The sequence below is a fragment of the Pseudomonas sp. LjRoot71 genome (assembly GCF_964253255.1).
In the GTDB taxonomy this organism is placed as follows: domain Bacteria; phylum Pseudomonadota; class Gammaproteobacteria; order Pseudomonadales; family Pseudomonadaceae; genus Aquipseudomonas.
In genome coordinates, this window is the sequence record NZ_CAXURA020000001.1 from 230,973 (window position 1) to 253,838 (window position 22,866).

General features: G+C 60.8%; 23 protein-coding genes. 12 read left to right on the forward strand and 11 right to left on the reverse strand.

What is annotated here, in order from left to right; all coding sequences use genetic code 11:
- Positions 1-30: 30 nt before the first annotated feature.
- The gene (locus ACSQ17_RS01110; protein ID WP_233684707.1) at positions 31-747 is read right to left on the reverse strand and encodes a UTRA domain-containing protein; all 717 of its coding nucleotides are present in this window, start codon (positions 745-747) and stop codon (positions 31-33) included.
- A gap of 345 nt (positions 748-1,092) precedes the next feature.
- Between ACSQ17_RS01110 and ACSQ17_RS01115 the strand changes: the two genes are divergently transcribed.
- From ACSQ17_RS01115 to ACSQ17_RS01140, 6 genes are read left to right on the forward strand one after another with little or no spacing between them, the layout of a single operon-like run.
- Positions 1,093-2,151 carry an ABC transporter substrate-binding protein gene (locus ACSQ17_RS01115; RefSeq protein ID WP_436067236.1) on the forward strand — a complete coding sequence of 353 codons (1,059 nt, stop codon included), beginning with the start codon at positions 1,093-1,095 and terminating at the stop codon, positions 2,149-2,151.
- Positions 2,152-2,209: 58 nt separating this feature from the next.
- On the forward strand, positions 2,210-3,016 hold the full coding sequence (locus tag ACSQ17_RS01120; RefSeq protein ID WP_436067237.1) for an alkaline phosphatase family protein: 807 nt from the start codon (positions 2,210-2,212) through the stop codon (positions 3,014-3,016).
- On the forward strand, positions 3,013-3,858 hold the full coding sequence (locus tag ACSQ17_RS01125; protein ID WP_436067238.1) for an ABC transporter permease: 846 nt from the start codon (positions 3,013-3,015) through the stop codon (positions 3,856-3,858). Before ACSQ17_RS01120 ends, ACSQ17_RS01125 begins: the two co-directional genes overlap by 4 nt.
- Positions 3,845-4,642, forward strand: a complete 798-nt coding sequence (locus tag ACSQ17_RS01130) for an ABC transporter permease (RefSeq protein WP_436067239.1) — start codon at positions 3,845-3,847, stop codon at positions 4,640-4,642. The genes ACSQ17_RS01125 and ACSQ17_RS01130 overlap by 14 nt, the downstream gene beginning before the upstream one ends.
- A 42-nt stretch (positions 4,643-4,684) precedes the next feature.
- Positions 4,685-5,674, forward strand: a complete 990-nt coding sequence (locus tag ACSQ17_RS01135; RefSeq protein WP_436067240.1) for an ABC transporter ATP-binding protein — start codon at positions 4,685-4,687, stop codon at positions 5,672-5,674.
- Complete coding sequence (locus ACSQ17_RS01140) at positions 5,674-6,327, forward strand: HAD family hydrolase (protein WP_436067241.1); 654 nt, start codon at positions 5,674-5,676, stop codon at positions 6,325-6,327. The genes ACSQ17_RS01135 and ACSQ17_RS01140 overlap by 1 nt, the downstream gene beginning before the upstream one ends.
- Positions 6,328-6,345: 18 nt before the next feature.
- Here ACSQ17_RS01140 and lpdA read toward each other — a convergent pair whose 3' ends face one another.
- Complete coding sequence (gene lpdA, locus ACSQ17_RS01145; RefSeq protein WP_436067242.1) at positions 6,346-7,746, reverse strand: dihydrolipoyl dehydrogenase; 1,401 nt, start codon at positions 7,744-7,746, stop codon at positions 6,346-6,348.
- A 27-nt stretch (positions 7,747-7,773) separates the two neighbouring features.
- Positions 7,774-8,982 (reverse strand): MFS transporter, encoded by a 1,209-nt coding sequence (locus ACSQ17_RS01150; protein WP_436067243.1) that lies wholly within the window; start codon positions 8,980-8,982, stop codon positions 7,774-7,776.
- A gap of 115 nt (positions 8,983-9,097) precedes the next feature.
- Between ACSQ17_RS01150 and ACSQ17_RS01155 the strand changes: the two genes are divergently transcribed.
- The 3 genes from ACSQ17_RS01155 (at position 9,098) to ACSQ17_RS01165 (ending at position 11,476) form a co-directional block, all read left to right on the forward strand.
- Complete coding sequence (locus ACSQ17_RS01155) at positions 9,098-9,637, forward strand: PaaI family thioesterase (protein ID WP_436067244.1); 540 nt, start codon at positions 9,098-9,100, stop codon at positions 9,635-9,637.
- A 43-nt stretch (positions 9,638-9,680) separates the two neighbouring features.
- Positions 9,681-10,811, forward strand: a complete 1,131-nt coding sequence (locus ACSQ17_RS01160) for a thiolase family protein (RefSeq protein ID WP_436067245.1) — start codon at positions 9,681-9,683, stop codon at positions 10,809-10,811.
- Between the two features lie 107 nt (positions 10,812-10,918).
- On the forward strand, positions 10,919-11,476 hold the full coding sequence (locus tag ACSQ17_RS01165; protein WP_436067246.1) for a TetR/AcrR family transcriptional regulator: 558 nt from the start codon (positions 10,919-10,921) through the stop codon (positions 11,474-11,476).
- Between the two features lie 70 nt (positions 11,477-11,546).
- Here the strand turns inward: ACSQ17_RS01165 and ACSQ17_RS01170 are convergent, their stop codons facing one another.
- The 4 genes from ACSQ17_RS01170 to ACSQ17_RS01185 all read right to left on the reverse strand — a co-directional run bounded on the left by ACSQ17_RS01170 (position 11,547) and on the right by ACSQ17_RS01185 (position 15,992).
- Complete coding sequence (locus tag ACSQ17_RS01170; protein WP_436067247.1) at positions 11,547-12,341, reverse strand: SDR family NAD(P)-dependent oxidoreductase; 795 nt, start codon at positions 12,339-12,341, stop codon at positions 11,547-11,549.
- A gap of 288 nt (positions 12,342-12,629) precedes the next feature.
- Positions 12,630-14,183 carry an alkyl hydroperoxide reductase subunit F gene (gene ahpF, locus ACSQ17_RS01175; protein ID WP_436067248.1) on the reverse strand — a complete coding sequence of 518 codons (1,554 nt, stop codon included), beginning with the start codon at positions 14,181-14,183 and terminating at the stop codon, positions 12,630-12,632.
- 163 nt (positions 14,184-14,346) lie between these two features.
- Complete coding sequence (gene ahpC / locus ACSQ17_RS01180; protein ID WP_108487477.1) at positions 14,347-14,910, reverse strand: alkyl hydroperoxide reductase subunit C; 564 nt, start codon at positions 14,908-14,910, stop codon at positions 14,347-14,349.
- 116 nt (positions 14,911-15,026) lie between these two features.
- Complete coding sequence (locus ACSQ17_RS01185; protein WP_436067249.1) at positions 15,027-15,992, reverse strand: NAD(P)H-quinone oxidoreductase; 966 nt, start codon at positions 15,990-15,992, stop codon at positions 15,027-15,029.
- A gap of 128 nt (positions 15,993-16,120) precedes the next feature.
- On the opposite strand from ACSQ17_RS01185, the gene ACSQ17_RS01190 reads away from it, so the two are divergent.
- Positions 16,121-18,202 (forward strand): carboxy terminal-processing peptidase, encoded by a 2,082-nt coding sequence (locus tag ACSQ17_RS01190; RefSeq protein ID WP_436067250.1) that lies wholly within the window; start codon positions 16,121-16,123, stop codon positions 18,200-18,202.
- A gap of 93 nt (positions 18,203-18,295) precedes the next feature.
- Positions 18,296-20,056, forward strand: coding sequence for a bifunctional diguanylate cyclase/phosphodiesterase (locus ACSQ17_RS01195; protein WP_436067251.1), 1,761 nt, complete (start codon positions 18,296-18,298; stop codon positions 20,054-20,056).
- 14 nt (positions 20,057-20,070) lie between these two features.
- Here the strand turns inward: ACSQ17_RS01195 and ACSQ17_RS01200 are convergent, their stop codons facing one another.
- Genes ACSQ17_RS01200 through ACSQ17_RS01210 form a run of 3 tightly spaced genes read right to left on the reverse strand, consistent with a single transcriptional unit; the run spans position 20,071 to position 21,220 of the window.
- Positions 20,071-20,538: a sel1 repeat family protein gene (locus ACSQ17_RS01200; protein WP_436067252.1), complete on the reverse strand. Its 468-nt coding sequence runs from the start codon at positions 20,536-20,538 to the stop codon at positions 20,071-20,073.
- Entirely contained in the window at positions 20,538-20,903 is a 366-nt protein-coding gene (locus tag ACSQ17_RS01205) for a hypothetical protein (RefSeq protein ID WP_422909224.1), read from the reverse strand. Before ACSQ17_RS01205 ends, ACSQ17_RS01200 begins: the two co-directional genes overlap by 1 nt.
- Positions 20,900-21,220, reverse strand: a complete 321-nt coding sequence (locus ACSQ17_RS01210; RefSeq protein ID WP_436067253.1) for a helix-turn-helix domain-containing protein — start codon at positions 21,218-21,220, stop codon at positions 20,900-20,902. Before ACSQ17_RS01210 ends, ACSQ17_RS01205 begins: the two co-directional genes overlap by 4 nt.
- 132 nt (positions 21,221-21,352) lie before the next feature.
- On the opposite strand from ACSQ17_RS01210, the gene ACSQ17_RS01215 reads away from it, so the two are divergent.
- Positions 21,353-22,075 carry a substrate-binding periplasmic protein gene (locus tag ACSQ17_RS01215; RefSeq protein ID WP_436067254.1) on the forward strand — a complete coding sequence of 241 codons (723 nt, stop codon included), beginning with the start codon at positions 21,353-21,355 and terminating at the stop codon, positions 22,073-22,075.
- A 16-nt stretch (positions 22,076-22,091) separates the two neighbouring features.
- Here ACSQ17_RS01215 and ACSQ17_RS01220 read toward each other — a convergent pair whose 3' ends face one another.
- Positions 22,092-22,541, reverse strand: a complete 450-nt coding sequence (locus ACSQ17_RS01220) for a YkvA family protein (RefSeq protein WP_436067255.1) — start codon at positions 22,539-22,541, stop codon at positions 22,092-22,094.
- Positions 22,542-22,866 lie beyond the last annotated feature (325 nt).

The window sequence follows — 22,866 nt, forward strand, 5'->3', positions numbered from 1 at the left end:
CAACCCTGCGCACAGCGATGTAAACCCGCCTTACTCCGGCACTTCGACGCTCACATGCAGGGCGTCGTGGCGCCAGAATTCCAGGTCGCAGTCGATCAGCCGTCCATGCTGGTCGCGGTTGATCCGCACGATGCGCAGCGCCGGGCTCCCCACTGCCACTTTCAAAGCTGAAGCGGCTTCGCTGTGCAACGCCGTGGGCACCATATCGAAACGCACTCGCCCGTAATGAATGCCGTACTCACTGGCATACAGCTCGGTCAGCGAACGGGTCAGGTCGAAATCCAGAATACCGGCGAAATAGTTCGGGTTGAGGTAGTGCTCGACATACAGCACCAGACGCCCGTCGATTCGCCGCGCGCGCCGGATCTGGTACACGCTGGACAGCGCTGGCAAGGCCAACAGCTGGCAGATTTCCGCACTGGCGGGAATCTGCTTGGCACTCAGCACTTCGGTGGCCGGCACCCGACCCTGCTCGCCGACCATGGCATGGAAGTGGCTGCGCACCAACGGGTTATAGGTCACCCGTGGCGGTGAGACAAACCAGCCACGGCGATCCTCACGGTAGATCAGCCCTTGCGCTTCCAATTGCCCCAGCGCTTCACGCAGGGTGATCCGCGTGGTGTCGAACACTTCGCTGAGCTTGCGCTCGGCCGGCAACTGGCTGCCCGATGGCAACAGGCCGTGTTCGATCTGTTCTTCCAATGCCCGGCATATAGCGGTGACTGCCCGCGGCGCTTCATCGCGCATCAAGACCTCCGAATCTGGACTAGTCCAGCCCCATTCAGGGGCAATAACCACTGCCTGCAGCGGTTTTAAAAGCATGTTTCAAGTTTAAGCAGTCTTGATAAACAGACCATGACAATAATCTTTCAGCCCATCCATTTATCGGTAACGCACCGCCCATACCTCAATTAATCGGCACCCGAGTGATGGTCTACGCTTGCTGATCAGCCGTTACCAACGCCTCTACGTGGCCATTTGATAGCGAATGTACATAAAACTGTCATTACACAAGCCTAAAGTGGCGCAAGTTTTGCTGATCTAGACCAGAAGCTTAACTTCGCACGCATATCACTCGCAAAGGAGTTTCCAATGAAACAACTGTTGCTGGCTTCACTGATGGGCTCTGCCATCGCCCTGGCCACCTCGGCCATGGCGGCCGGAACAGACTTGCACGCGCTGGAACAAGCCGCACGCGCAGAAGGCACGGTAAACAGTGTGGGCATGCCTGATAGCTGGGCCAACTGGAAAGATACCTGGGCCGACCTGAATAAACTCTACGGCCTCAAGCACATGGACACCGACATGAGTTCGGCCCAGGAAATTGCCAAATTCGCCGCCGAGAAAGACAACGCCACCGCCGACATCGGCGACGTCGGCGCCGCCTTCGGCCCCATCGCTGTGCAGCAGGGTGTTACCCAAGCCTACAAACCGAGCACCTGGGAACAGATTCCGACCTGGGCCAAGGATGCCGACGGCCACTGGATGCTGGCCTACACCGGCTCCATCGCCTTTATCGTCAACAAGCAACTGGTCAAGGACGTACCCAAGTCCTGGGCCGACCTGAAACAGGGCAAGTACAAGGTCGCCATCGGCGACGTCAGTGCCGCCGCCCAGGCCGTCAACGGCGTACTGGCCGCGTCCATCGCCAACGGCGGTGACGAGAAGAACATCCAGCCGGGCCTGGACTTCTTCGCCGAGATCGCCAAGCAGGGCCGCCTGGGCCTGTCCAACCCGACCATCCAGACCCTGGAAAAAGGCGAAGTGGAAGTCGGCATCGTCTGGGACTTCAACGGCCTGTCCTACCGCGATCAGATCGACCCGAGCCGCTTCGAAGTGCTAATCCCGTCCGATGGTTCGGTGATCTCCGGCTACACCACCATCATCAACAAGTACGCCAAGCACCCCAACGCGGCCAAGCTGGCGCGTGAGTACATCCTCAGCGATGCCGGGCAGATCAACCTGGCCAAGGGCAACGCCCGGCCGATCCGCGCCGAGCACCTGACCCTGCCGGCCGAGGTGCAAGCCAAGCTGCTGCCCAACGAGCAGTACGCCAAGGTTCAGCCGATCAAGGATCCGGCCGCCTGGGAAACCACCTCGAAAGCACTGCCGCAGCTGTGGCAGGAAAACGTGATCATCGAAATGCAGTAAGCGCTCGCCCACGGCCCGGCGCTCGCCGGGCCGTGTTTTTGCTCAAGGAAATCGCGCGATGAAACACAACGTCATCCTGGTGGTACTGGATGGCCTGAATTACGAGGTAGCCCGCCATGCGCTGGGCCATCTGCAGGCCTACTGCGGCGCTGGCCGCGCTGCGCTGTACAAGCTCGAATGCGAGCTGCCCGCACTGTCCCGCCCGCTCTACGAATGCCTGATGACCGGCGTGGCGCCGATCGACAGCGGCATCGTGCACAACGATGTGGTGCGCCTGTCCAACCAGCGCAGTATCTTCCACTACGCCCGTGCAGCTGGCCTGACCACCGCCGCCGCGGCCTATCACTGGATGAGCGAGCTGTATAACCGCGCGCCCTTCGATGCCGCCCGCGACCGCCACACCAGTGACAGCACCTTGCCGATCCAGCACGGCCACTTCTATTACGCCGACCACTACCCGGATTCGCACCTGTTCGCCGATGCCGAGCATCTGCGTGTGCAGCACCAGCCGAACTTCCTGCTGGTGCACCCGATGAATATCGACGACGCCGGCCACAAGCATGGCCTGGACTCGCCGCAGTACCGCAACAGCGCGCGCCGCGCCGACCTGCTGCTGGCCGAATACCTGCAGCGCTGGCTGGATGCCGGCTACCAGGTGCTGGTCACCGCCGACCACGGCATGAACAACGACCGTTCGCACAACGGCCTGCTGGCGGAAGAGCGCGAAGTGCCGTTGTTCGTCGCCGGCAGCGCCTTCAGCCTGGATGGCAGCGCGCAACCCCGGCAGACCGAACTGTGCGGCACCATCTGCACCCTGCTCGGCGCCAGCCACGACAAACCGCTGTGCAAGGAATTGCTCAAGTGACGGCCAGCAAACCCCGCGGCAAATGGCTGGCCCTGCTCTGCCTGCTGCCCTTCGCGATTTTCTTCATCGCCTTCCAGATCGCCCCACTGCTGTGGGTCGCGGTGCACAGCCTGAGCGTCGGCGACGCCTGGGGCCTGGGTAATTTCGAGAAGATCTTCAGCTCCAAGTTCTACCTGCAGGCGATCAAGCACAGCCTGCAGATTGCCTTCTGGTCGAGTCTGTTCGGCATCGTCATCGCCGTGCTCGGCAGCTACTCGCTGCGCCAGGTCGACTCCAAGCTGCGCGACTTCGTCATGGCCTTCTCCAACATGACCAGCAACTTCGCCGGGGTGCCGCTGGCCTTCGCCTTCATCATCATCCTCGGCTTCAACGGCGCGCTGACCCTGCTGCTCAAGCAGGCCGGGATCATCGAAGACTTCAACCTGTATTCCAAGACCGGGCTGATCGTGCTCTACACCTATTTCCAGATTCCCCTCGGCGTGCTGCTGCTCTACCCGGCCTTCGACGCCCTGCGCGAAGACTGGCGCGAGTCCGCCGCGCTGCTCGGTGCCGGTACCTGGGAGTTCTGGCGGCATATCGGCCTGCCGGTGCTGACCCCGGCACTGCTCGGCACCTTCGTCATCCTCCTGGCTAACGCCCTGGGCGCCTACGCCACGGTGTATGCGCTGACCACCGGCAACTTCAACGTGCTGCCGATCCGCATCGCCGCCATGGTCGCCGGCGATATCAGCCTCAACCCGGACATGGCCAGTGCCCTGGCGATGGTGCTGGTGGGCCTGATGGTGGTGATCACCGCCGCGCACCAGTGGCTGCTTAAGAGGAGCTACCATGTCGCGCGCTGATGCCAAACCGGCCGCCCTCTATCACCGCACGGTGGTCTGGTTGCTGTTCCTGATCCTGCTGCTGCCGCTGGCCGGCACCTTGGTCTACTCACTCTCCACCAGTTGGTCGGCGACCATCCTGCCATCCGGCCTGACCTTCAAGTGGTATGTGGCGCTGTGGAGCGACCCTCGTTTCCTGGCCGCTTTCGGCCAGTCGCTGCTGGTGTGCTTCGGCTCCCTGCTGCTGGCCACCGTGCTGATCCTGCCGCTGCTGTTTGTGGTGCATTACCACTTCCCCAAGCTCGACGGGCTGATGAACATCCTGATCCTGCTGCCGTTCGCCGTGCCGCCGGTGGTGTCTTCGGTCGGCCTGCTGCAGGTCTACGGTTCCGGGCCGCTGGCGATGGTCGGCACGCCGTGGATTCTGATCGGCTGCTACTTCACCGTGGCCCTGCCGTTCATGTACCGGGCGATCACCAACAACCTGCAGGCGATCAACCTGCGCGACCTGATGGACGCCGCCCAGCTGCTCGGGGCCAGCACCTGGCAGGCCGCCTTCCTGGTGGTGCTGCCTAACCTGCGCAAGGGCCTGATGGTCTCGCTGTTCCTCTCGTTCAGCTTCCTGTTCGGCGAGTTCGTGTTCGCCAACCTGCTGGTCGGCACCCGCTACGAAACCCTGCAGGTGTACCTCAACAACATGAAAAACAGCAGCGGCCACTTCAACAGCGCGCTGGTGATTTCCTACTTCTTCTTCGTGCTGATCTTCACCTGGGCAGCCACTCGCCTGAACAGGGACAAACAGTAGGCTGCGTCGAGCGCAGCGAGTACCAGACTACAAGGACTTTTTATGAGTTACCTGAGCATCCGCGGCCTGCATAAAAGCTACGGCGCCACCTCGATCTTCAGCGACATCAACTGCGAAATCGCCCAGGGCGAGTTCGTCACCCTGCTCGGCCCCTCCGGTTGCGGCAAATCCACCCTGCTGCGCTGCATCGCCGGCCTGACCGACGTCGGCGGCGGGCAGATTCTCCTCGACGGCCAGGACCTGGTGCCGCTGTCGCCGCAAAAGCGCGACATCGGCATGGTGTTCCAGAGCTATGCGCTGTTCCCCAACATGAGCGTGGCGCAGAACGTCGCCTTCGGCCTGCGCATGCAGAAAGTTGGCAAGGAGGAAAGCGCCCAGCGCGTGCAGGAGGCCCTGGCCATGGTCGAGCTGGGCGACTTCGCCAGCCGCTACCCGCACCAGCTCTCCGGCGGCCAATGCCAGCGCGTGGCCCTGGCCCGTTCGCTGGTCACCCGCCCGCGCCTGCTGCTGCTCGACGAGCCACTGTCGGCGCTGGATGCACGCATCCGCAAACACCTGCGCGAGCAGATCCGCAGCATCCAGCAGGACCTCGGCCTGACCACCATCTTCGTCACCCACGACCAGGAGGAGGCACTGACCATGAGCGACCGCATCTTCCTGATGAACGCCGGCAAGATCGTCCAGAGCGGCGATGCCGAGACCCTCTACACCGCACCAGTGGATGCCTTTGCCGCCGGCTTCATCGGCAACTACAACCTGCTCGATGCGGAGACCGCCAGCCGCCTGCTGCTGCGCCCGGTGAGCAGCCGCATCGCCATCCGCCCGGAGGCCATCCAGTTGCACCACAGCGGCGCCATCGCCGCGGAAATTCTCGGCCACAGTCTGCTCGGCAACGTCATCCGCTACCGCGTCGAAGCCAATGGCGTGCAGCTGGTGGTCGACGTACTCAACCGCCGCGAAGGCGACCTGATCGGCAAGGGCCAGTGCATCGGCCTGAGCATCGACGAACAGGCAATCCGGGAGGTGGCGTGATGGCCCTGGCAATCTTCGACCTCGACGAAACCCTGATCCACGGCGACTGCGCCTCGCTGTGGGCCACGCACATGGCCGACATCCAGTGGGTCGACCGCGACAGTTTCCTGGCCCGCGAGCAGGAACTGATGGCGCTCTACTCCCAAGGCAAGCTGGCCATGGAGGACTACATGGCCTACACCCTGTCGCCGCTGGTGGGTCGCACGCCGGAGGAAGTCGAGTTCGTCGTCGATCCCTTCGTCGAGGATGTTATCGAGCCGATCATCTACAGCGACGCCATGCGCTGTCTGGCCCAGCACCGCGCCGCCGGCGACCGCCTGCTGGTGATCTCGGCCTCAGCGCATTTCCTGGTCAGCGCCATCGCCGAGCGCCTGGGGATAGACGAGGTGCTGGCCATCGACTGCGAGCTGCAGCACGGCTGCTACAGCGGCAAGACCCAGGGCGTGCTGACCTATCGCGAAGGCAAAGTCACCCGACTGCAGGCCTGGCTGCAGGAGCAAGGCGAAAGCCTGGCCGGTGCCTACTTCTATTCCGACTCACGCAACGACCTGCCGCTGCTGAGCCAGGTGGACTTCCCCTACGCGGTAAACCCGGATCCGACCCTGCGCGCCCATGCCGAGCAAGCCGGCTGGCCGATCCTCAACTGGCGCTGAAAGAACCTAAGCCTGCACTCAGGCCTGCATGGCCCGGCCGTGCACACTCATCGCCGCCTGGCGCAAGGCCTCTGAGCGGGTCGGGTGCGGGTGGCAAATCAGCGCGATGTCTTCGGCCGAGGCGCTGAATTCCAGGGCCACGCAGTACTCGCCGATCAGCTCACCAGCGCTGGGGCCGATAATATGCACGCCGAGAATCTGGTCGGTACGCTCATCGGCCAGCACTTTGACGAAGCCTTCGGCCTCGTGGTTGATCTTCGCCCGGCTGTTGGCGGTGAAGGGAAACTTGCCGACCTTGTAGGCACGCCCTGCGGCCTTCAGCTGCTCCTCGGTCTTGCCCACGGTGGCAACTTCCGGCCTGGTGTAGATCACCCCGGGAATGGTCTCGTAATTGACCTCGGCAGCGTGCCCGGCAATCCGTTCGATACAGGCAATGGCTTCATCTTCGGCCTTGTGCGCGAGCATCGGCCCGGAGGTCACGTCACCGATGATCCAGATGCCCGGCACGCTGCTGCGGTGCTGCTGGTTTTCCAGCATGCCGCGCTTGTCGGTGGCCAGGCCGACAGTCTCCAGCCCCAGGCCGGCGCTATAGGGACGACGACCGATGGCGACCAACACATAGTCAGCCTGGAGCTGCTCGATTGCGCCGCCAGCGGCGGGCTGCAGATCAAGGGTTACACCGTTTGCCGTGGCCTGGGCGGCACTGACTTTGGTGGCCAGTTTGAAGCGCATGCCCTGCTTACTCAGAGTGCGCTGCAGGGTTTTCGCGGTTTCATCGTCCAGGCCTGGGCAAATACGGTCGAGGTACTCCACCACCGTCACCTCACTGCCCAAGCGCCGCCACACCGAACCCAGCTCCAGACCGATCACCCCGGCACCGATCACCACCAGGTGCTTGGGCACCTCGGGCAGAGCCAGCGCGCCGGTGGAGTCGAGGATGCGCTGATTATCAATGGTCACCCCCGGCAGTGGCGTCGGCTCCGAGCCGGTGGCGATCACAATGTCCTTGGCCTGCAACTCACGCACGCTGCCATCGGCGAGGGTCACCGTCACCTTGCCCGGCCCGTTCAAACGGCCCCAGCCCTTGATCCACTCGACCTTGTTCTTGCGAAAGAGGAATTCGATGCCCTTGGTCAGGGCGGTCACACTCTCATCCTTCTGCTTCATCATCTGCGCCAGGTTGAGCGTCGGCTTGACCTCGATACCGAGGTTATTCAGCTCGCCACTGGTCGCCGTTTCATACAACTCCGAGGCATGCAACAAGGCCTTCGACGGCATGCAGCCGACATTCAGGCAGGTGCCACCCAAAGTTTCACGCCCCTCGATACAGGCGACTTTCAGGCCCAGTTGTCCGGCACGGATGGCTGCGTTGTAGCCGCCGGGGCCGCCACCGATAATCAGCACGTCATAGTTGCTCATTGAGTTACTCCTATAGGCTGCAGAGGTTTAGCGAACCAAAGCGGCGTTCGCTGCTGGCCGTGGACGCAGCAGGTGGAAGGCGCAGAACGCCGCAACGGCAAATAAACTGTTCAGCAACACCATAGGCCACGCCGAACCATCCGCCAGCAGGCTGAGCAAAACACCGCTGCAGGTGGCGCCGGCCATTTGCGCAAACCCCATAAAGCCTGCCGCCAAGCCAGCGCGGTGGGCATTGGGAATCACCGCGCCAGCCACCGAAGCCGGCAGCAACATGCCGCCACCCAGCGTGACCAGTACCTGGGGCACCGACAAGCCGAGCAGCGACAAGCCAAACAGCAGATAAATAGCCAAGGTAGCCAGCGCGCCGCTCGCCACCAGCGCTGCACCGATGCCAACGATCCGCTCGGGCCCCAGTTGCAGGATGCGCCGCTGGGTGAACAGCGCGCCGGCAATCAGCGCCGAAACGATGGCCGCGAAGGTGATACCGAATTGCGCCGTGCTCAACCCCAGCAGACCGATATACACAGCCGAAGAGCCAGCAACCACCGCAAACATCGCGCCATAGGTACAGGCCAGCGTCAGGGCCAACGCGCGAAACGAAGCGGCGCGCAGCAGATCGCGGTAATTACCGACCAAACGGCTGAGTTGCCCGGCCTGCGGGTCAAGTTGCTGATTGCTTTCGCGGTACAGACCCAACACCGCAACAACGATGGCTACGCCGATCAGCAGCGCCAGGGCAATCGGTGCGCGCCAGCCGCCATAAAGCGTCAGCACCCCGCCGAGCATGGGCGAAAGGACGATGGCGCAGAGCATACCGATCACCGTCAGGGCCAATGCCGGCCCCGCCTGGGCCTGCCACACATCGCGCACGATGGCCCGCGCCAACACCAGCGCCGTACAGGCACCAATGCCCTGCAACACACGGGCAGCGATAAATTCACCCATGCTGCCGGCCAGCAGCATCCACAGGGTCGCCAGCAGGTAGACCAGCAACCCGGCGATCAGCACCGGACGCCGGCCGATGCGGTCCGACAAGGGACCAAGCCATAACTGCCCCAGGCCAAACGCCGCGACGAAAGCCGACAACGCCAGCAGGCTGCTACCCGGTTGTGCGGACATGATCAGCTCGATAGCGCCCAGGCTGGGAATGATCAGTTGCGTGGAGATTTCGCCAAGGGCCGTCAACGCCACCAGCATCAACAGCAGGCGGCGCGACGGTAGTGGATGAGCGTGCATGGCGTGTCCCTTAATTTTCAGCGGCAGTGGCTTGCCATTTATTAATATTTCAGTCGTAATGTAAACAATAAAATTACGCTCGAAATATAAAACACCGACCCAAGCAGAGGCCCCCATGAGCACTCCATCACACGAAGAAAAACTGGCTGAATGGATCGCCGCCGAACAGGCCATGCGCGCCAGCCTTGGTGCACCCGGCAGCATGAGCCTGGCGCAGGTCAGCGAATTGCTACCGCAGGAGTTCTTTGACGGTATCGGACGCGGTGAACTGCCCTCGCCGCCCATCGGTCACCTGCTGGATTTCATCCCGCTGGAGTGGTCACCCGGTCGTTTTCTCTTTCAGGGCACGCCCGATGAACGTCACTACAATCCCCTGGGCAGCGTACACGGTGGTTACGCCGCCACCCTGCTCGACTCCTGCATGGGTTGCGCCATCCATACGCAGTTGCAACGCGGCCAGGGTTACACCACCACCGACCTGCGCATCAGCTATATCCGGGCCCTGAGCAAGAAAATCGGCCCGGTTCGCGCCGAGGGCCGCATCGTCCATCTAGGCCGCACCACCGCACTGGCCGAGGGGCGTATCTATGACGTCGACGACCGCCTGTATGCCGTGGGCTCAACCACCTGCCTGATTCTCAACATGCCCGGCTGAGCCTGGCTTTGCCATCGCGTTAATCACCATGAGGAACTCCACCATGTCATCCATCGTCATCGCCGGTTTTGCGCGCTCGCCATTTCACTTCGCCAAGAAAGGCTCCCTGATCAACCTCCGCCCGGACGATCTCGCCGCCCAGACGCTGCGCGGCCTGGTGGACAAGCTCGACCTCGATCCAGCAGAGATCGAAGACGTGATCATGGGCTGCGCCTACCCGGAAGCCGAACAGGGCATGAATATCGCCCGCATTGCCAGCTTCCGCGCCGGCTTCCCGGAAACCCTCGGTGGAGCGACGGTCAACCGCTTCTGCGGCTCGTCGATGACTGCCGTGCACTTCGCGGCTGGGCAAATCATGCTCGGCGCCGGCGAGGCCTTTATCTGTGCGGGGGTTGAGTCGATGACGCGCGTGCCCATGGGTGGTTTCAATATTTCCCCCAACCCCACCCTGCTCGAGAACTTTGCACAGGTCTACATGAGCATGGGGCACACGGCAGAGGAAGTGGCCAAGCGCTTCAACATCAGCCGCAATGATCAGGACGCCATGGCTGTCGAGTCGCATGCCAAAGCCACTGCAGCCCGTGAGAGTGGCCTGTTTCGCGATGAACTCGTCGCCATCAGCACGCCCGAAGGCCTGGTCGAAGCCGACGGCTGCATCCGCCCTGGCACTCACCTCGAGGCTCTGGCCCAGCTCAAGCCGGCCTTTGGCGGCAGCGTGACTGCGGGTACGGCGTCACCACTCACCGACGGCAGTGCCGCCGTGCTGGTGTGCAGTGAAGACTTTGCCCGCCGCCATCGCCTGAATATCTTCGCACGGATCAAGGCTGTCGCAGTGGGTGGTTGCGCGCCAGAAATCATGGGCATGGGCCCGGTGGTGGCGACACGCAAGGTGCTGCAGCGCGCGGGCTTGCGTATCGAGGACATCGACCTGGTGGAAATCAACGAAGCATTCGCCAGCCAGTCACTGGCCTGCGTGCGCGAACTGGGGCTGGACATGGCCAAGGTCAATCTCGACGGCGGCGCCCTGGCGCTGGGTCACCCACTTGGGGCGACCGGTGCGCGGATTACCGGCAAGGCCGCCAGCCTGCTGCAGCGCACGGACGGCCGCTATGCCATTGCCACCCAATGCATTGCCGGCGGCCAGGGCGTTGCCACCCTACTGGAAGCCGTCTAATCCTGTGCTGCACCCGCCCGGCGCGTCACTACGCCGGGCGCTGAAACAGCCAGACGAAGCGGGTAAGATGGCAGCCAACATCTTAAATATCAGCGGCCAGGTACTCCATGCGTTACTCCGAAGACCATAAAGCCCAAACCCACCAGCGCATCATCGAAGAAGCCGCACACCTGTTTCGCCGAGATGGCGTGGGTGCAACCGGCCTGCAACCGTTGATGAAAACCCTGGGCCTGACCCATGGCGGCTTCTACGCCCACTTCAAGTCGAAAGACGAGCTGGTGGAAACCGCACTGCGCCACAGCGCCGAACAGCTGGCCGCAGCCAGCAGCGAGCTGCCATTGGCGGGTCTGATCAAGGGCTATCTGTCGTCTGCGCACCGTGCCAATCCGGGTGCAGGCTGCCCGCTGCCGACCATTTCCGCCGAACTGGGCCAGCGTGGCGCACCCAGCCCGACCACTGATGAACTGATTCGCGACCGCCTGAGCACCATCGAAGCAGGCCTGCACGGCGAACAGGCCGATCAGCAAAGTGTGCTGATTCTCAGCGCCATGGTCGGTGCGTTGCTGCTGTCGCGCAGCGTCAGCGACCCAGAGCTGTCCGACCGACTGCTGAAAACCACTCGCCGCCTGCTGATCGAGCAGAACACGGGCGCGAACATAGCCTGACATTTCCGCAAACCCTACAAAAGCAAAAGCCCCGACTGTTGTCAGTCGGGGCTTGGCTTGTTGTTCAGGCTTATTTGTAACGCGCAGCCGCGCTGCTGTGGGACAGGTTCGGCCCAAGCTTGCCGCGCGCGGCGGTAAAGGCCTGCCAGTCGGCAGCATCGGGCAGCGATGGAATGGTCACCAGCTCGCCCTGATCAAACCCTGCCAGTGCCGCGTCGACCATCTCCCCCACCTCCATGATCATGCTGGGCGGCAGCGCCGAATCATCCATGCCGCTGCGCTCCCAGATTTCGGTACGGGTGATCCCGGGCAATACCGCTTGAACCTGCAAACCCTTGTCTTTGACCTCACCATTGAGCGTCTGACTCAGGCTCAGCACGTAGGCCTTGGTGGCGCTGTACACAGCATTGAACAGCTCTGGAGCCAAGGCCACCACCGACGCGATATTGATAATGGCTCCACGCCCAGCAGCCGCGAAGTTTGCTGCCGCTGCACTGGACAGGTGGGTGAGGGAAACGACATTGAGCAGGATCATGCGGTCTACGGTGTCGAGATCGGCCTCGACCAACTGCCCGTTCATGGCCATTCCCGCGTTATTGACCAGCAGGCTGATGGCCTTGTCGCTGCGCAGACGCTGGGTGACGGCCTGCAAATCGGCCTTGTCGGTCAGGTCGGCTTGCATCACTTCAGCCTGCACCCCGTACTGCTCGCTCAGGCGCGCAGACAGCGCCTGTAACCGCGCCAGGTCGCGGGCCACCAGGAGCAGGTCATAACCTCGCTGCGCCAGGCGCTCGGCGTAAGTTGCACCGATGCCTGATGAAGCACCGGTGATCAATGCTGTGCCTTGTTTAAGGTGCGTATTCATTGCGTGTCTCCTGCAGCGTGCGATGGTTGAACTGTCTGGAAGTGATAGTGCGCCAATAAATATTACGCGCATAATATAATTATTATATGCCAACCGTAATTAAATCTATCAGCACTCAATCGATGGCACTCAGCGCACTAATCCTGGCAAAACGAAACTGCAGAGCAGATGAGCAGAAGGTCAAAACGAACCCGGCCAGGAACACCGCGCACAAAAAAGCGGACAACCCTTGCAGGTTGTCCGCTCTATTTGACACCGCCACGTGAGGCCGTCAGCTGGCCTCAACGTTTAGCTGCGAATCAGATGATCAAAGGCACTCAGCGAGGCTTTGGCGCCCTCACCTACAGCAATCACAATCTGCTTGTATGGAACGGTGGTCACGTCACCTGCCGCGAACACGCCTGGGATATTAGTGGCGCCCTTGGCATCGACGATGATTTCACCGAAACGGCTCAGTTCCACAGTGCCTTTGAGCCAATCGCTGTTGGGCAGCAGGCCTATCTGCACGAAGATGCCTTCCAGCTCGACGGTGTGCAGCTCCTCGGTGGTGCGATCTTTGTACACCAGGCCGTTGACCTTCTGACCGTCGCCTTTGACCTCGGTGGTCTGCGCGCTCTTGATCACAGTCACATTCGGCAGGCTGTAGAGTTTTTTCTGCAACACCGCATCGGCACGTAGGGTGTCAGCGAACTCCAGCAGGGTCACGTGAGCCACCAGCCCAGCCAGGTCGATAGCCGCTTCAACACCGGAGTTACCGCCGCCGATCACCGCCACGCGCTTGCCCTTGAACAGCGGGCCGTCGCAGTGCGGGCAGAAGCACACGCCCTTGGCCTTATATTCCTGCTCACCGGGCACGCCCATCTCGCGCCAGCGCGCACCGGTGGAGAGGATTACAGTTTTGGCCTTGAGCGAAGCGCCGTTGTCGAACTTCACTTCGTGCAGACCACCTTCGCTGCTGGCCGGAACCAGGGCGCTGGCGCGCTGCAGGTTCATCACGTCGACTTCGTATTCCTTGACGTGTTCTTCCAGAGCACGCACCAGTTTTGGCCCTTCGGTTTCCTTCACCGAAATAAAGTTCTCGATGGACATGGTATCCAGCACCTGACCGCCGAAACGCTCAGCGGCGATAGCCGTGCGAATACCTTTGCGCGCGGCGTAAATGGCCGCTGCTGCGCCAGCTGGGCCACCACCGATGACCAGCACATCGAAGGCCTCCTTGGCGCTCATCTTCTCGGCATCGCGGCTACCAGCTTTGGTGTCGATCTTGGCGAGGATTTCCTTCACCTCCATGCGACCCGAGGCGAACACTTCACCGTTCAGGTAGATGCTCGGCACGGCCATAACCTGGCGACGCTCGACTTCTTCCTGGAACAGCGCGCCGTCGATGGAGACGTTGCGGATGTTGGGGTTGAGCACCGCCATCAGGTTCAGCGCCTGAACCACGTCCGGACAGTTCTGGCAGCTCAGCGAGAAGTAGGTCTCGAACTCGAACGTGCCTTCGATGCGCTTGATCTGCTCGATGGTTTCCGCGTCCAACTTGGACGGGTGGCCGCCCACTTGCAGCAGCGCCAGTACCAGCGAGGTGAATTCGTGGCCCATGGGGATACCGGCGAAGGTCACGCCGATGTCCGCACCAGGACGGTTGAGCGAGAACGACGGACGACGGGCGTCGTTGCCATCGGTCTTCAGGGTGATCTTGTCGGTCAGGCCGACGATGTCCTGGAGCAGGCTCAGCAGCTCCTGGGATTTCGCGCTGTCATCGAGGGACGCGACGATCTCGAACGGCAGGGTGACCTTTTCCAGATAGGCCTTCAACTGGGTTTGCAGGTTGGCGTCCAACATGGCGAATAGTCCTCAATGACAAAAATTTTGGGCAATAAAATGCCCGGACGGATCGCACCCGGGCATCGGGCACTCAAGAGGCTGGGTAGCAGCCCTAAAGCGCAGAGCAGAGATCAACCGGCTCAGCACTGCTCGGCAACGCGAGGCAGTGCTGAACAGCGATTTAGATCTTGCCGACCAGATCCAGCGAAGGAGCCAGGGTCTTCTCGCCTTCTTTCCACTTGGCCGGGCACACTTGGCCTGGGTTGGCAGCGGTGTACTGAGCGGCTTTCAGCTTGCGCAGGGTCTCGGAGACGTCGCGAGCGATTTCGTTGGAGTGGATCTCCAGGGTCTTGATCACGCCTTCCGGGTTGATCACGAAGGTGCCACGCAGCGCCAGACCTTCTTCCGGAATGTGCACGCCGAAGGCGTTGGTCAGTTGGTGAGTCGGGTCACCGATCAGCGGGAACTGAGCCTTGCCAACAGCCGGCGAAGTTTCGTGCCAGACCTTGTGCGAGAAGTGAGTGTCGGTGGTCACGATGTAGACCTCGGCACCAGCCTTCTGGAACTCGGCGTAGTTGTTGGCAGCGTCTTCGATCTCAGTCGGGCAGTTGAAGGTGAAAGCAGCCGGCATGAAGATCAGCACGGACCACTTGCCTTTCAGGCTCTGCTCGGTGACCTGGATGAACTCACCGTTGTGAAACGCGTTGGCCGAAAAAGGTTGAACTTGGGTATTGATGAGGGACATCTCTGATTCCTTCTGAGGGTTAGGAAATTTACAGGGCGCATTCTAGCCCCTTATTCGAAAAAAGCTTATTGATTGCCGCCATGATTCTGATTGAGTAAGCCAATCGACCCATAGCCTTATGCCAGGGTCGGATCAATCACCAATACCAGCTTGCCATTAACGCCATTGCCCGCCAGTTCGGCAAAAGCCAACTCGGCCTCTTTGACGGCAAAACTGCGCTCAAGTTGCGGTTTTAGACGCCCTTCGGCAAACAGCGGCCAGACGTATTGCTGTAAATCCTTTAGCAGCTGCGCTTTGAACAGCGCATCACGGTTGCGCAGGGTCGAGCCAATCAGCTGCACGCGCTTACCCAGCAGCAACGCCAGGTCCAACTCGGCCTTGCGTCCGCCGAGCAAACCAATGTTCACCCAGCGGCCATCCTGGGCCAGCAACTCCAAATTAAGCGCTGCATAGTTGCCCCCGACCGGATCGAGAATCACATCGAACGGCGCAAAATCACGCAGCGCCTGCAACTGTTCTTCACCGCGCAACACGCCGCCCTGAGCCCCCAAGCTCTCACAGTAGGCCAACCGTTCAGCAGAGCCGACGCTGACCCAACACGGGCTGCCAAAGGCCTTGCACAATTGAATTGCGGCCGACCCCACACCACTGGCACCGGCATGCAGCAACACTCTCTGCCCGGGCTTCAGCGCCGCCAGTTGGAACAGATTGAGCCAGGCCGTGGCGTACACCTCGGGCAAGGCGGCGGCTTCAACCAGCGTCATGCCTTCAGGAACCGGCAAGGCATGCCGCGCATCGACCACCACTTCCTCGGCCATACCGCCGCCTGCCAGCAACGCGCAGACCCGATCACCGACTTTCCAGTCGCAGCCCGCACCCACTTCGCTGACCACTCCGGCGCACTCCAGCCCGAGGATCTCGCTAGCACCCGGCGGTGGCGGATACAGGCCGGCACGTTGCAACAGATCGGCACGATTGAGGCCGGCGGCCGCTACGCGAATGCGAATTTCCCCAACATCACAGGCCGGTGTGGGCTGCTGCGCCCACTCCACACGGCCTTCAACGCCTTGCAATGCCTTCACGCTGCCTCCATAGTGCATTTGAACCGAGCCCGGCGCTGACCGCCGGGCTTTTGCATTGCGCCGATGGAACCTGGCGCCCTTAAAGACGGCCTAATATGCGTTATCAACTGCCCACACGTCGAATCAGCATGAAGCGATCCCTACTCAGCGTCACCCTCGCCTTTTCATTTGCCCTGAGCGCCTTTCCGCTTGCGGCGAAAACCACCAGTGACGACTCCTGGGAATACCTGCAGCCTGACCGCGAGCAGGTCATCGCCAGCCTCAACGTCGTGGAATTGTTGAAGCGCCACCACTACAACAAACCACCGCTGAATGACGAACGCTCGGAAAAGATCTATCAGGGCTACCTGAAGATGCTCGACCCTTCGCGCAGCTACTTCATCGCCTCCGATATTGCCGAGTTCGATCAATGGCGCACGCGCTTTGACGACCTGTTGAAAAATGGCGACCTGCAACCGGGCTTTGCCATCTACAAACGCCACCTCGAACGCCTGCAGAGCCGTTTGCAGTTCACCCTGAACATGCTCGAACAAGGCGTCGACAAGATTGACCTCGACAGTGATGAGACATTGCTGATCGACCGCGAGAACGCCCCCTGGGTCAAAGACCTTTCCGAACTCGATGACCTCTGGCGCAAGCGTGTTAAAGACGAAGTCCTGCGCCTGAAAATCGCCGGCAAAGAGCCCAAGGCGATTCAGGAGCTGCTGACCAAGCGCTACAACAACCAGCTCGCGCGCCTCAAGCAGACCCGCGGCGAAGACGTGTTCCAGGCTTACATCAACGCCTTTGCCATGTCCTACGACCCGCACACCACCTACCTGTCGCCGGACAACGCGGAAAACTTCGATATCAATATGAGCCTGTCGCTCGAAGGTATTGGTGCCGTACTGCAAAGCGACAACGAACACGTCAAGGTTGTGCGCCTGGTACCTGCAGGCCCGGCGGAAAAGAGCAAGCAGATCGCCCCTGCCGACAAGATCATCGGGGTGGCACAAGGCAGCAAGGAAATGGTCGACGTGATCGGCTGGCGCCTGGATGAAGTGGTCAAGCTGATTCGGGGCCCGAAAGGCTCGCAAGTACGACTGGAAGTGATCCCCGCCAGCAACGCGCCGAATGATCAGACCAGCAAGGTGGTGTCCATCACCCGTGAAGCGGTCAAGCTGGAAGAACAGGCAGCGAAGAAATCCATCCTCAACCTCAAGCACGACAACCGCGACTACAAGCTCGGTGTCATCGAGATTCCGGCCTTCTACCTGGATTTCAAAGCCTTCCGTGCCGGCGATCCGAACTACAAAAGCACCACCCGTGACGTCAAACGCCTACTCACCGAACTGGAGAAGGAAAAAGTCGATGGCGTGGTCATCGACCTGCGTAACAACGGTGGCGGCTCGCTGCAGGAAGCCACCGAACTGACCGGCCTGTTTATCGACCAGGGCCCGACCGTACTGGTACGCAACAGCGATGGACGTGTCGATGTACTGGCCGATGAGAACACCGGTATCTACTACAAAGGCCCGCTGGCCGTGCTGGTCAATCGCCTGTCAGCCTCGGCCTCGGAGATTTTCGCCGGTGCCATGCAGGACTACCACCGCGCACTGATCCTCGGCGGTCAGACCTTCGGCAAAGGCACCGTGCAAACTATCCAGCCGCTCAACCATGGTGAGCTGAAATTGACCCTGGCCAAGTTCTACCGTGTCTCCGGGCAGAGCACCCAGCATCAAGGCGTGATTCCGGATATTCAGTACCCAGACGTCATGGACACCAAGGAAATCGGCGAAAGTGCCCTGCCCGAGGCCTTGCCATGGGACAGCATCAAGCCTGCGATCAAACCGGAGCTGGACCCGATCAAACCGTTCCTGGCAGAACTGCAGAGCCGCTTTGAAAGCCGCACCGCACAGAACCCGGACTTCACCTTCGCCCGCGAACGCCTGCAACTGGCGCAGAAGCTGATGGAAGAAAACACCGTCAGCCTCAATGAAAACAAACGCCGCGCCCAACAGGCCGATATCGAAGCCCAGCAACTGGCCATCGAAAACAGCCGCCGCCAGGCCAAAGGTGAAGCCCTGCTGAACAAGATCAAGGAAGAAGACGAAGATGCTCTGCCGGTGGAAGATGATAAAACCAAACCGGAAGACGATGCCTACCTCGCCGAAAGCGGGCGCATCCTGCTCGACTACCTGGGCCTGAATACCCGTCTGGCCAAGCAGTAACAGCGAGCGTCATTAAAGGGTCATCAAATTGTCGTGAAATGCGGGGACTGGTCATCAACCAGTCCCCGTTTTTTATGCCTATCGAGATCCAACATGATTGCCACCGAGCAGTTCAGCGCGCTGGACAACATCCTCGCCAACAGTGATCTGCATAGCCTGTTTCAGCCGATCTTCTCGCTCTCCGAGCGGCGTATTCTCGGCTATGAAGCCCTTAGCCGTGGCCCGTCCAACAGCGCCCTGCACTCGCCGATCAATCTGTTTGCCGTGGCCCGCAGCGCCGGCCGCCTGAGCGAACTGGAGCTCTTGTGCCGCCAGAAAGCCTGCCAGCGTTTCAGCCAACTCAAGCTTGAGGGCAAGCTGTTTCTTAACGTCTCGCCAGACTCGCTGATGCAGCCCAAACACCAACCGGGTCGCACGCTGCAACTCTTGCAGTCGCTGGGCATTCCGCCCAGTCAGGTAGTGATTGAACTCACCGAACAATCGCCCACCGACGACTTCGCCCTGCTTGATACAGCCCTGCACCACTACCGCGCCATGGGCTTTTCCATCGCCCTGGACGACCTCGGCGCGGGTTATTCCAGCCTGCGCCTGTGGTCAGAGTTGCGCCCGGACTACGTGAAAATCGACCGTCACTTTATCGATGGTATCCATCAGGATGCGGTCAAGCGCGAATTCGTAGGCTCCATTCTGAAGATGGCCAAGGCATCGCGCGCGCAAGTCATCGCCGAAGGCATCGAACTGCCCGAAGAACTCGCGGTACTGGCAGAAATGGGCGTCGACCTGCTGCAAGGCTACCTGCTCTGTCGCCCGCAAGAGGTGCCACCGCGCGATGCCCTCAACCTGCTGCCCAACACCACGACCAGCAGTCCGTTGAGTGAAGACACCAGTGACCTGCGTGGTCTGCTCAACCCGCAACGCGCAGTAGCCACCGGCACGCCCACTACAGAGGTGCTGGAGATGTTTCGCACCCAGGCCAACCTGAACTCACTGGCCGTTCTCGACGAAGCCCTGCAACCGGTCGGCATCGTGCATCGTCACTCACTGGCCGAAGCCTTGCTCAAGCCCTTTGCCAACGAACTGTTCGCCCGCAAACCGATCAGCCGCCTGATGAGTGATGACTACCTGGCCGTGGAAGTCAGCCAGTCGCTGCAACAGGTCAGCCGCTTGCTCACCAGCCGCGCCCGCCAGCGCATCGAGGAAGACTTCATCATCATTGAAGGCGGTCGCTACATCGGCCTGGGTCGGGTGATCGACGTGCTCAAGCTGATCACCGAACTGAAAATCCAACAGGCCCGCTATGCCAACCCACTGACCTTGTTACCAGGCAACGTACCGATCCAGCAGTGCCTGACACGCCTTCTACAGCAGGGCCGTGAAGCCGTGGTGTGTTATGTGGATATCGACAATTTCAAGCCGTTCAATGACATCTACGGCTATGCCAAGGGCGACGAAGTGCTCTTGAGCCTGGCGCAATGCCTGAATGATCGGGTTGACCCAACGCGGGATTTTGTCGGCCATATCGGTGGCGATGACTTTCTCCTGGCGCTCGGCTCGCCGGACTGGCGCGCACGGCTCAATCGCCTGCTGGAGGACTTCCAGAGCCAATGCCGACGGTTCTATCGGGAAGAGGACCTGCACGCTGGCTGTTTTGTCGCCCATGACCGCAGCGGCAAGCGCCAGGAATACGCCCTGCTCTCGCTGTCGCTGGGTGTGGTGCATGTACATCCCGAGCAGTGTGCACAGCTGGATGCCAGCCAACTTGCCGCCATGGCCTCAGAGGCCAAGCGGCATGCCAAGGCGGTGCCCGGTTACAGCCTGCACATCATCGACACCGCCAGCGATACGGCGGCCTAAGCCGCACCGCCAAACTAGACGTGAGCGGCAGCGGACAGCGCCGCAAAGTGCTCAGCCAGGGCCAGATCAACCGGAATGCCTGGAGCGCCTGCGCGGTACAGTTCAGCCAGGCGGTACGCGGCTGCGGGGTGTCCGGCGTTGGCCGCCTGAGTCCACCAGTCGATGGCTTGCTGTACATCTGCTGCATACTGGGTATCGCCAGCCAGGTTCAGTACGCCAAGCTGGTAGGCGGCTTTGGCATCACCAGCCTTGGCAGCCAGCGCCAGCAGACGCCGGCCCTCATTGCGCGCAGCCAGCCCCTGCCCGCGAAACAGCAGAATATGCCCATAGAAGCTTTGTGCCTGGGTATCTCCCAGATTGGCCATACGCGCGAATTGCCCTTCCATCCAGCGCCAGGCCCTGGGCTGTTTAACCAACCACGACCAGTGGAACAGGCGACGCGCCAGCACATAGCCCAGGCGAGCCCGAAGGGTAATCGGCATCAGGCTTCTTCCGGATAGCTGAATTCGAACACCCGTGCCACCTCAGCCGCATGCCAGGAAGCCGCAGCAATACCATCGGAAGCACCGCTGAATCGCCCCAGGCGATTGACGCACTCGAAGAAGCCCGTGCGAGGCAGGCGACTGGCACCCTGGCTGATCACCAGCGCACTGCGCAGGGGGCGTTCGGCACGGGCATCCAATGCGGCCAAGTGCTCAAGAGCAGCGGCCAGGGTCTGCATCGCCGGGCTGGGTAAGGCAAGGCGTTCGATCAGCGCACGGTAGGTCAGCAGATGACGCTGCCGCTGTGCGTCCTCAAGCTCATCCAATAGCGCCTGCCAATGCTGCCGACTGATACGCACGCTCAAGGCTGCGACTCCCAGCCAGCCACTCCCAGGTGCCAGGCCAGTGCACGCTGAATCGCAGCATCTGGCTGACGCTCACCGCTCTCGATCATGGCCATATAGTGCGGGCTGATCCCGACCTGGCGCGCCAGCTGCTCCGCTGTCAGACCCTTGGCCTCACGCAGATGCGTGAGTTGGCTGAGTGCCGGGGTATCGCTCTGCGCTTCGGCAACCGCAGTGTCGGGAGCGTGTCCGGCAGCCTGTAACAGGGCTTGATACTGCGCCCATGGCAGCACCGCATACTCCGGCTCGCCATCACGCTCGATCACTTGCACATTCATCTGTAAATCTCCATGCAGAGCACTTCCATCACTCTCGCAACTCCAGAACAGGCGGCCATCTTAACAGCCGGCACGGCAAAGGGCGTGATCTATACTGCCGCCAGGTTAGCAAGCTGCACTTGGGGGCTAGCTTTGCGTACATTGATAACAATACTAGTTGCTGCCTACAGCCTGACGACCCATGCCGAGCAATTACGCTGGGGTTTTGCCAGCGCTGACGGCCTGCCCTATGTCGAAGTCAAAGACCAGCAACTGCGCGGCGGCGTGATTTATCAGCTTGGCCAGCTGGCCAGCCAGACGCTTGGCTACAGCGCAGAATTTGTAGAAACCCCGAACAAACGCATTGATGAGTTCATGCAACGCGGCCGCATCCATGTGATCTGCAACAGCAACCCACAATGGATAGATAGACCGGAGCGTTATCACTGGTCTGCAGCGCTCTACAGCGAAGAAGATGTGTTGTTGCTGCACGATCAGCAGGCGCCCATCAGCAGCCTGCACCAGCTCTATGGCAAAACCGTCGGCACACAACTGGGCTACGTGTATAACGCGGCGCTGATGGAGGCATTCGCCAAGCAGCAGATCATTCGCCAGGACTTGCGCGATCACAGTGCCGGACTCAATCTGCTGAACAAGCAGCGCCTAGATGCCATCATCGACATGCGCCGGCCACTGAACCTCGCTCTGCATAAACAAGCCGCTACTGCACTAAGGCTCAACCCCTGGGTCATCGAGCGCTATGGCATGCACTGCACCTACAGCCCCAAACTGCCTGTCAGTGCCGAGCAGCTGGACAAGACCCTGCTGCAATTGCGCGATCAAGGCATTATCGAGCAGTGGCTCAACGCCACCTAAAGCAGGTTCGTAACGCTCATTGCGACAGGCGCCCCTGCTGCTCGATCAGCTGCTGTTCGCTGTCCGGCAAACGCTCCAACACGCCCAGCACCCCAGGAGCTTGAGCCGCGCGCCATTGCTCAAAAGCTGCCAGTTCATTGCGCCAGGTACGCATCACCCAAGCCAGTACGGCCAAGTCATCGACCAGGCCAATGCCAAACAGCCAATCCGGTATCCCATCAATCGGCGTAACGAAGTACAGCAGGGCCGCCATCACCGCCAGTAACGCCTGGGTATCAATGGCTCGGTATTCCCCACGCCACCAAGCCAGACAGAGTGCCTGCAACAACTTGAGCTGAGCCGCCAGATCACTGAATCTCTCACCCAGTTTTTCACGCTTGCGGGCGACCGAAAACAACAGCGCCGGTAACCGTCCGGCCTTGAGGAAACGCTTTGCCAAACGCAGGTAACGCGCAAAATTTTTCACTGTGTTCCTCGCCATCTCCCGGCAATCCCGCATACGTACTGGGCTTGCCATGGTTATCCACTAAAGCTGTGGATAACCTTGTGAACAGATTCTCGATAAGCCTGGCAAACGCCCAGCCCACGGGGCCTCGCAACAGATCGGGCATTTTTTGCTCACACGGTAAATACCTATATGAATCAATAACTTAAAAATGACAACGGGTTTCTACGCAAGAGTTACCGACAACTGCCACAGGTCATCCGAGAAATGTGCATAACCGTAACACCAACACAACCACACAGGCCTTTTGAGACCTGCCAGTCAAGCAAAAAGTGCCGAATTTATA

Coding starts and splice junctions, on each gene's coding strand:
- ACSQ17_RS01110 (WP_233684707.1), bottom strand. CDS start 747: ATGCGCGATGAAGCGCCGCGGGCAGTCACCGCTATATGCCGGGCATTG.
- ACSQ17_RS01115 (WP_436067236.1), top strand. CDS start 1,093: ATGAAACAACTGTTGCTGGCTTCACTGATGGGCTCTGCCATCGCCCTG.
- ACSQ17_RS01120 (WP_436067237.1), top strand. CDS start 2,210: ATGAAACACAACGTCATCCTGGTGGTACTGGATGGCCTGAATTACGAG.
- ACSQ17_RS01130 (WP_436067239.1), top strand. CDS start 3,845: ATGTCGCGCGCTGATGCCAAACCGGCCGCCCTCTATCACCGCACGGTG.
- ACSQ17_RS01135 (WP_436067240.1), top strand. CDS start 4,685: ATGAGTTACCTGAGCATCCGCGGCCTGCATAAAAGCTACGGCGCCACC.
- ACSQ17_RS01140 (WP_436067241.1), top strand. CDS start 5,674: ATGGCCCTGGCAATCTTCGACCTCGACGAAACCCTGATCCACGGCGAC.
- lpdA (WP_436067242.1), bottom strand. CDS start 7,746: ATGAGCAACTATGACGTGCTGATTATCGGTGGCGGCCCCGGCGGCTAC.
- ACSQ17_RS01150 (WP_436067243.1), bottom strand. CDS start 8,982: ATGCACGCTCATCCACTACCGTCGCGCCGCCTGCTGTTGATGCTGGTG.
- ACSQ17_RS01155 (WP_436067244.1), top strand. CDS start 9,098: ATGAGCACTCCATCACACGAAGAAAAACTGGCTGAATGGATCGCCGCC.
- ACSQ17_RS01160 (WP_436067245.1), top strand. CDS start 9,681: ATGTCATCCATCGTCATCGCCGGTTTTGCGCGCTCGCCATTTCACTTC.
- ACSQ17_RS01165 (WP_436067246.1), top strand. CDS start 10,919: ATGCGTTACTCCGAAGACCATAAAGCCCAAACCCACCAGCGCATCATC.
- ACSQ17_RS01170 (WP_436067247.1), bottom strand. CDS start 12,341: ATGAATACGCACCTTAAACAAGGCACAGCATTGATCACCGGTGCTTCA.
- ahpF (WP_436067248.1), bottom strand. CDS start 14,183: ATGTTGGACGCCAACCTGCAAACCCAGTTGAAGGCCTATCTGGAAAAG.
- ahpC (WP_108487477.1), bottom strand. CDS start 14,910: ATGTCCCTCATCAATACCCAAGTTCAACCTTTTTCGGCCAACGCGTTT.
- ACSQ17_RS01190 (WP_436067250.1), top strand. CDS start 16,121: ATGAAGCGATCCCTACTCAGCGTCACCCTCGCCTTTTCATTTGCCCTG.
- ACSQ17_RS01195 (WP_436067251.1), top strand. CDS start 18,296: ATGATTGCCACCGAGCAGTTCAGCGCGCTGGACAACATCCTCGCCAAC.
- ACSQ17_RS01200 (WP_436067252.1), bottom strand. CDS start 20,538: ATGCCGATTACCCTTCGGGCTCGCCTGGGCTATGTGCTGGCGCGTCGC.
- ACSQ17_RS01210 (WP_436067253.1), bottom strand. CDS start 21,220: ATGAATGTGCAAGTGATCGAGCGTGATGGCGAGCCGGAGTATGCGGTG.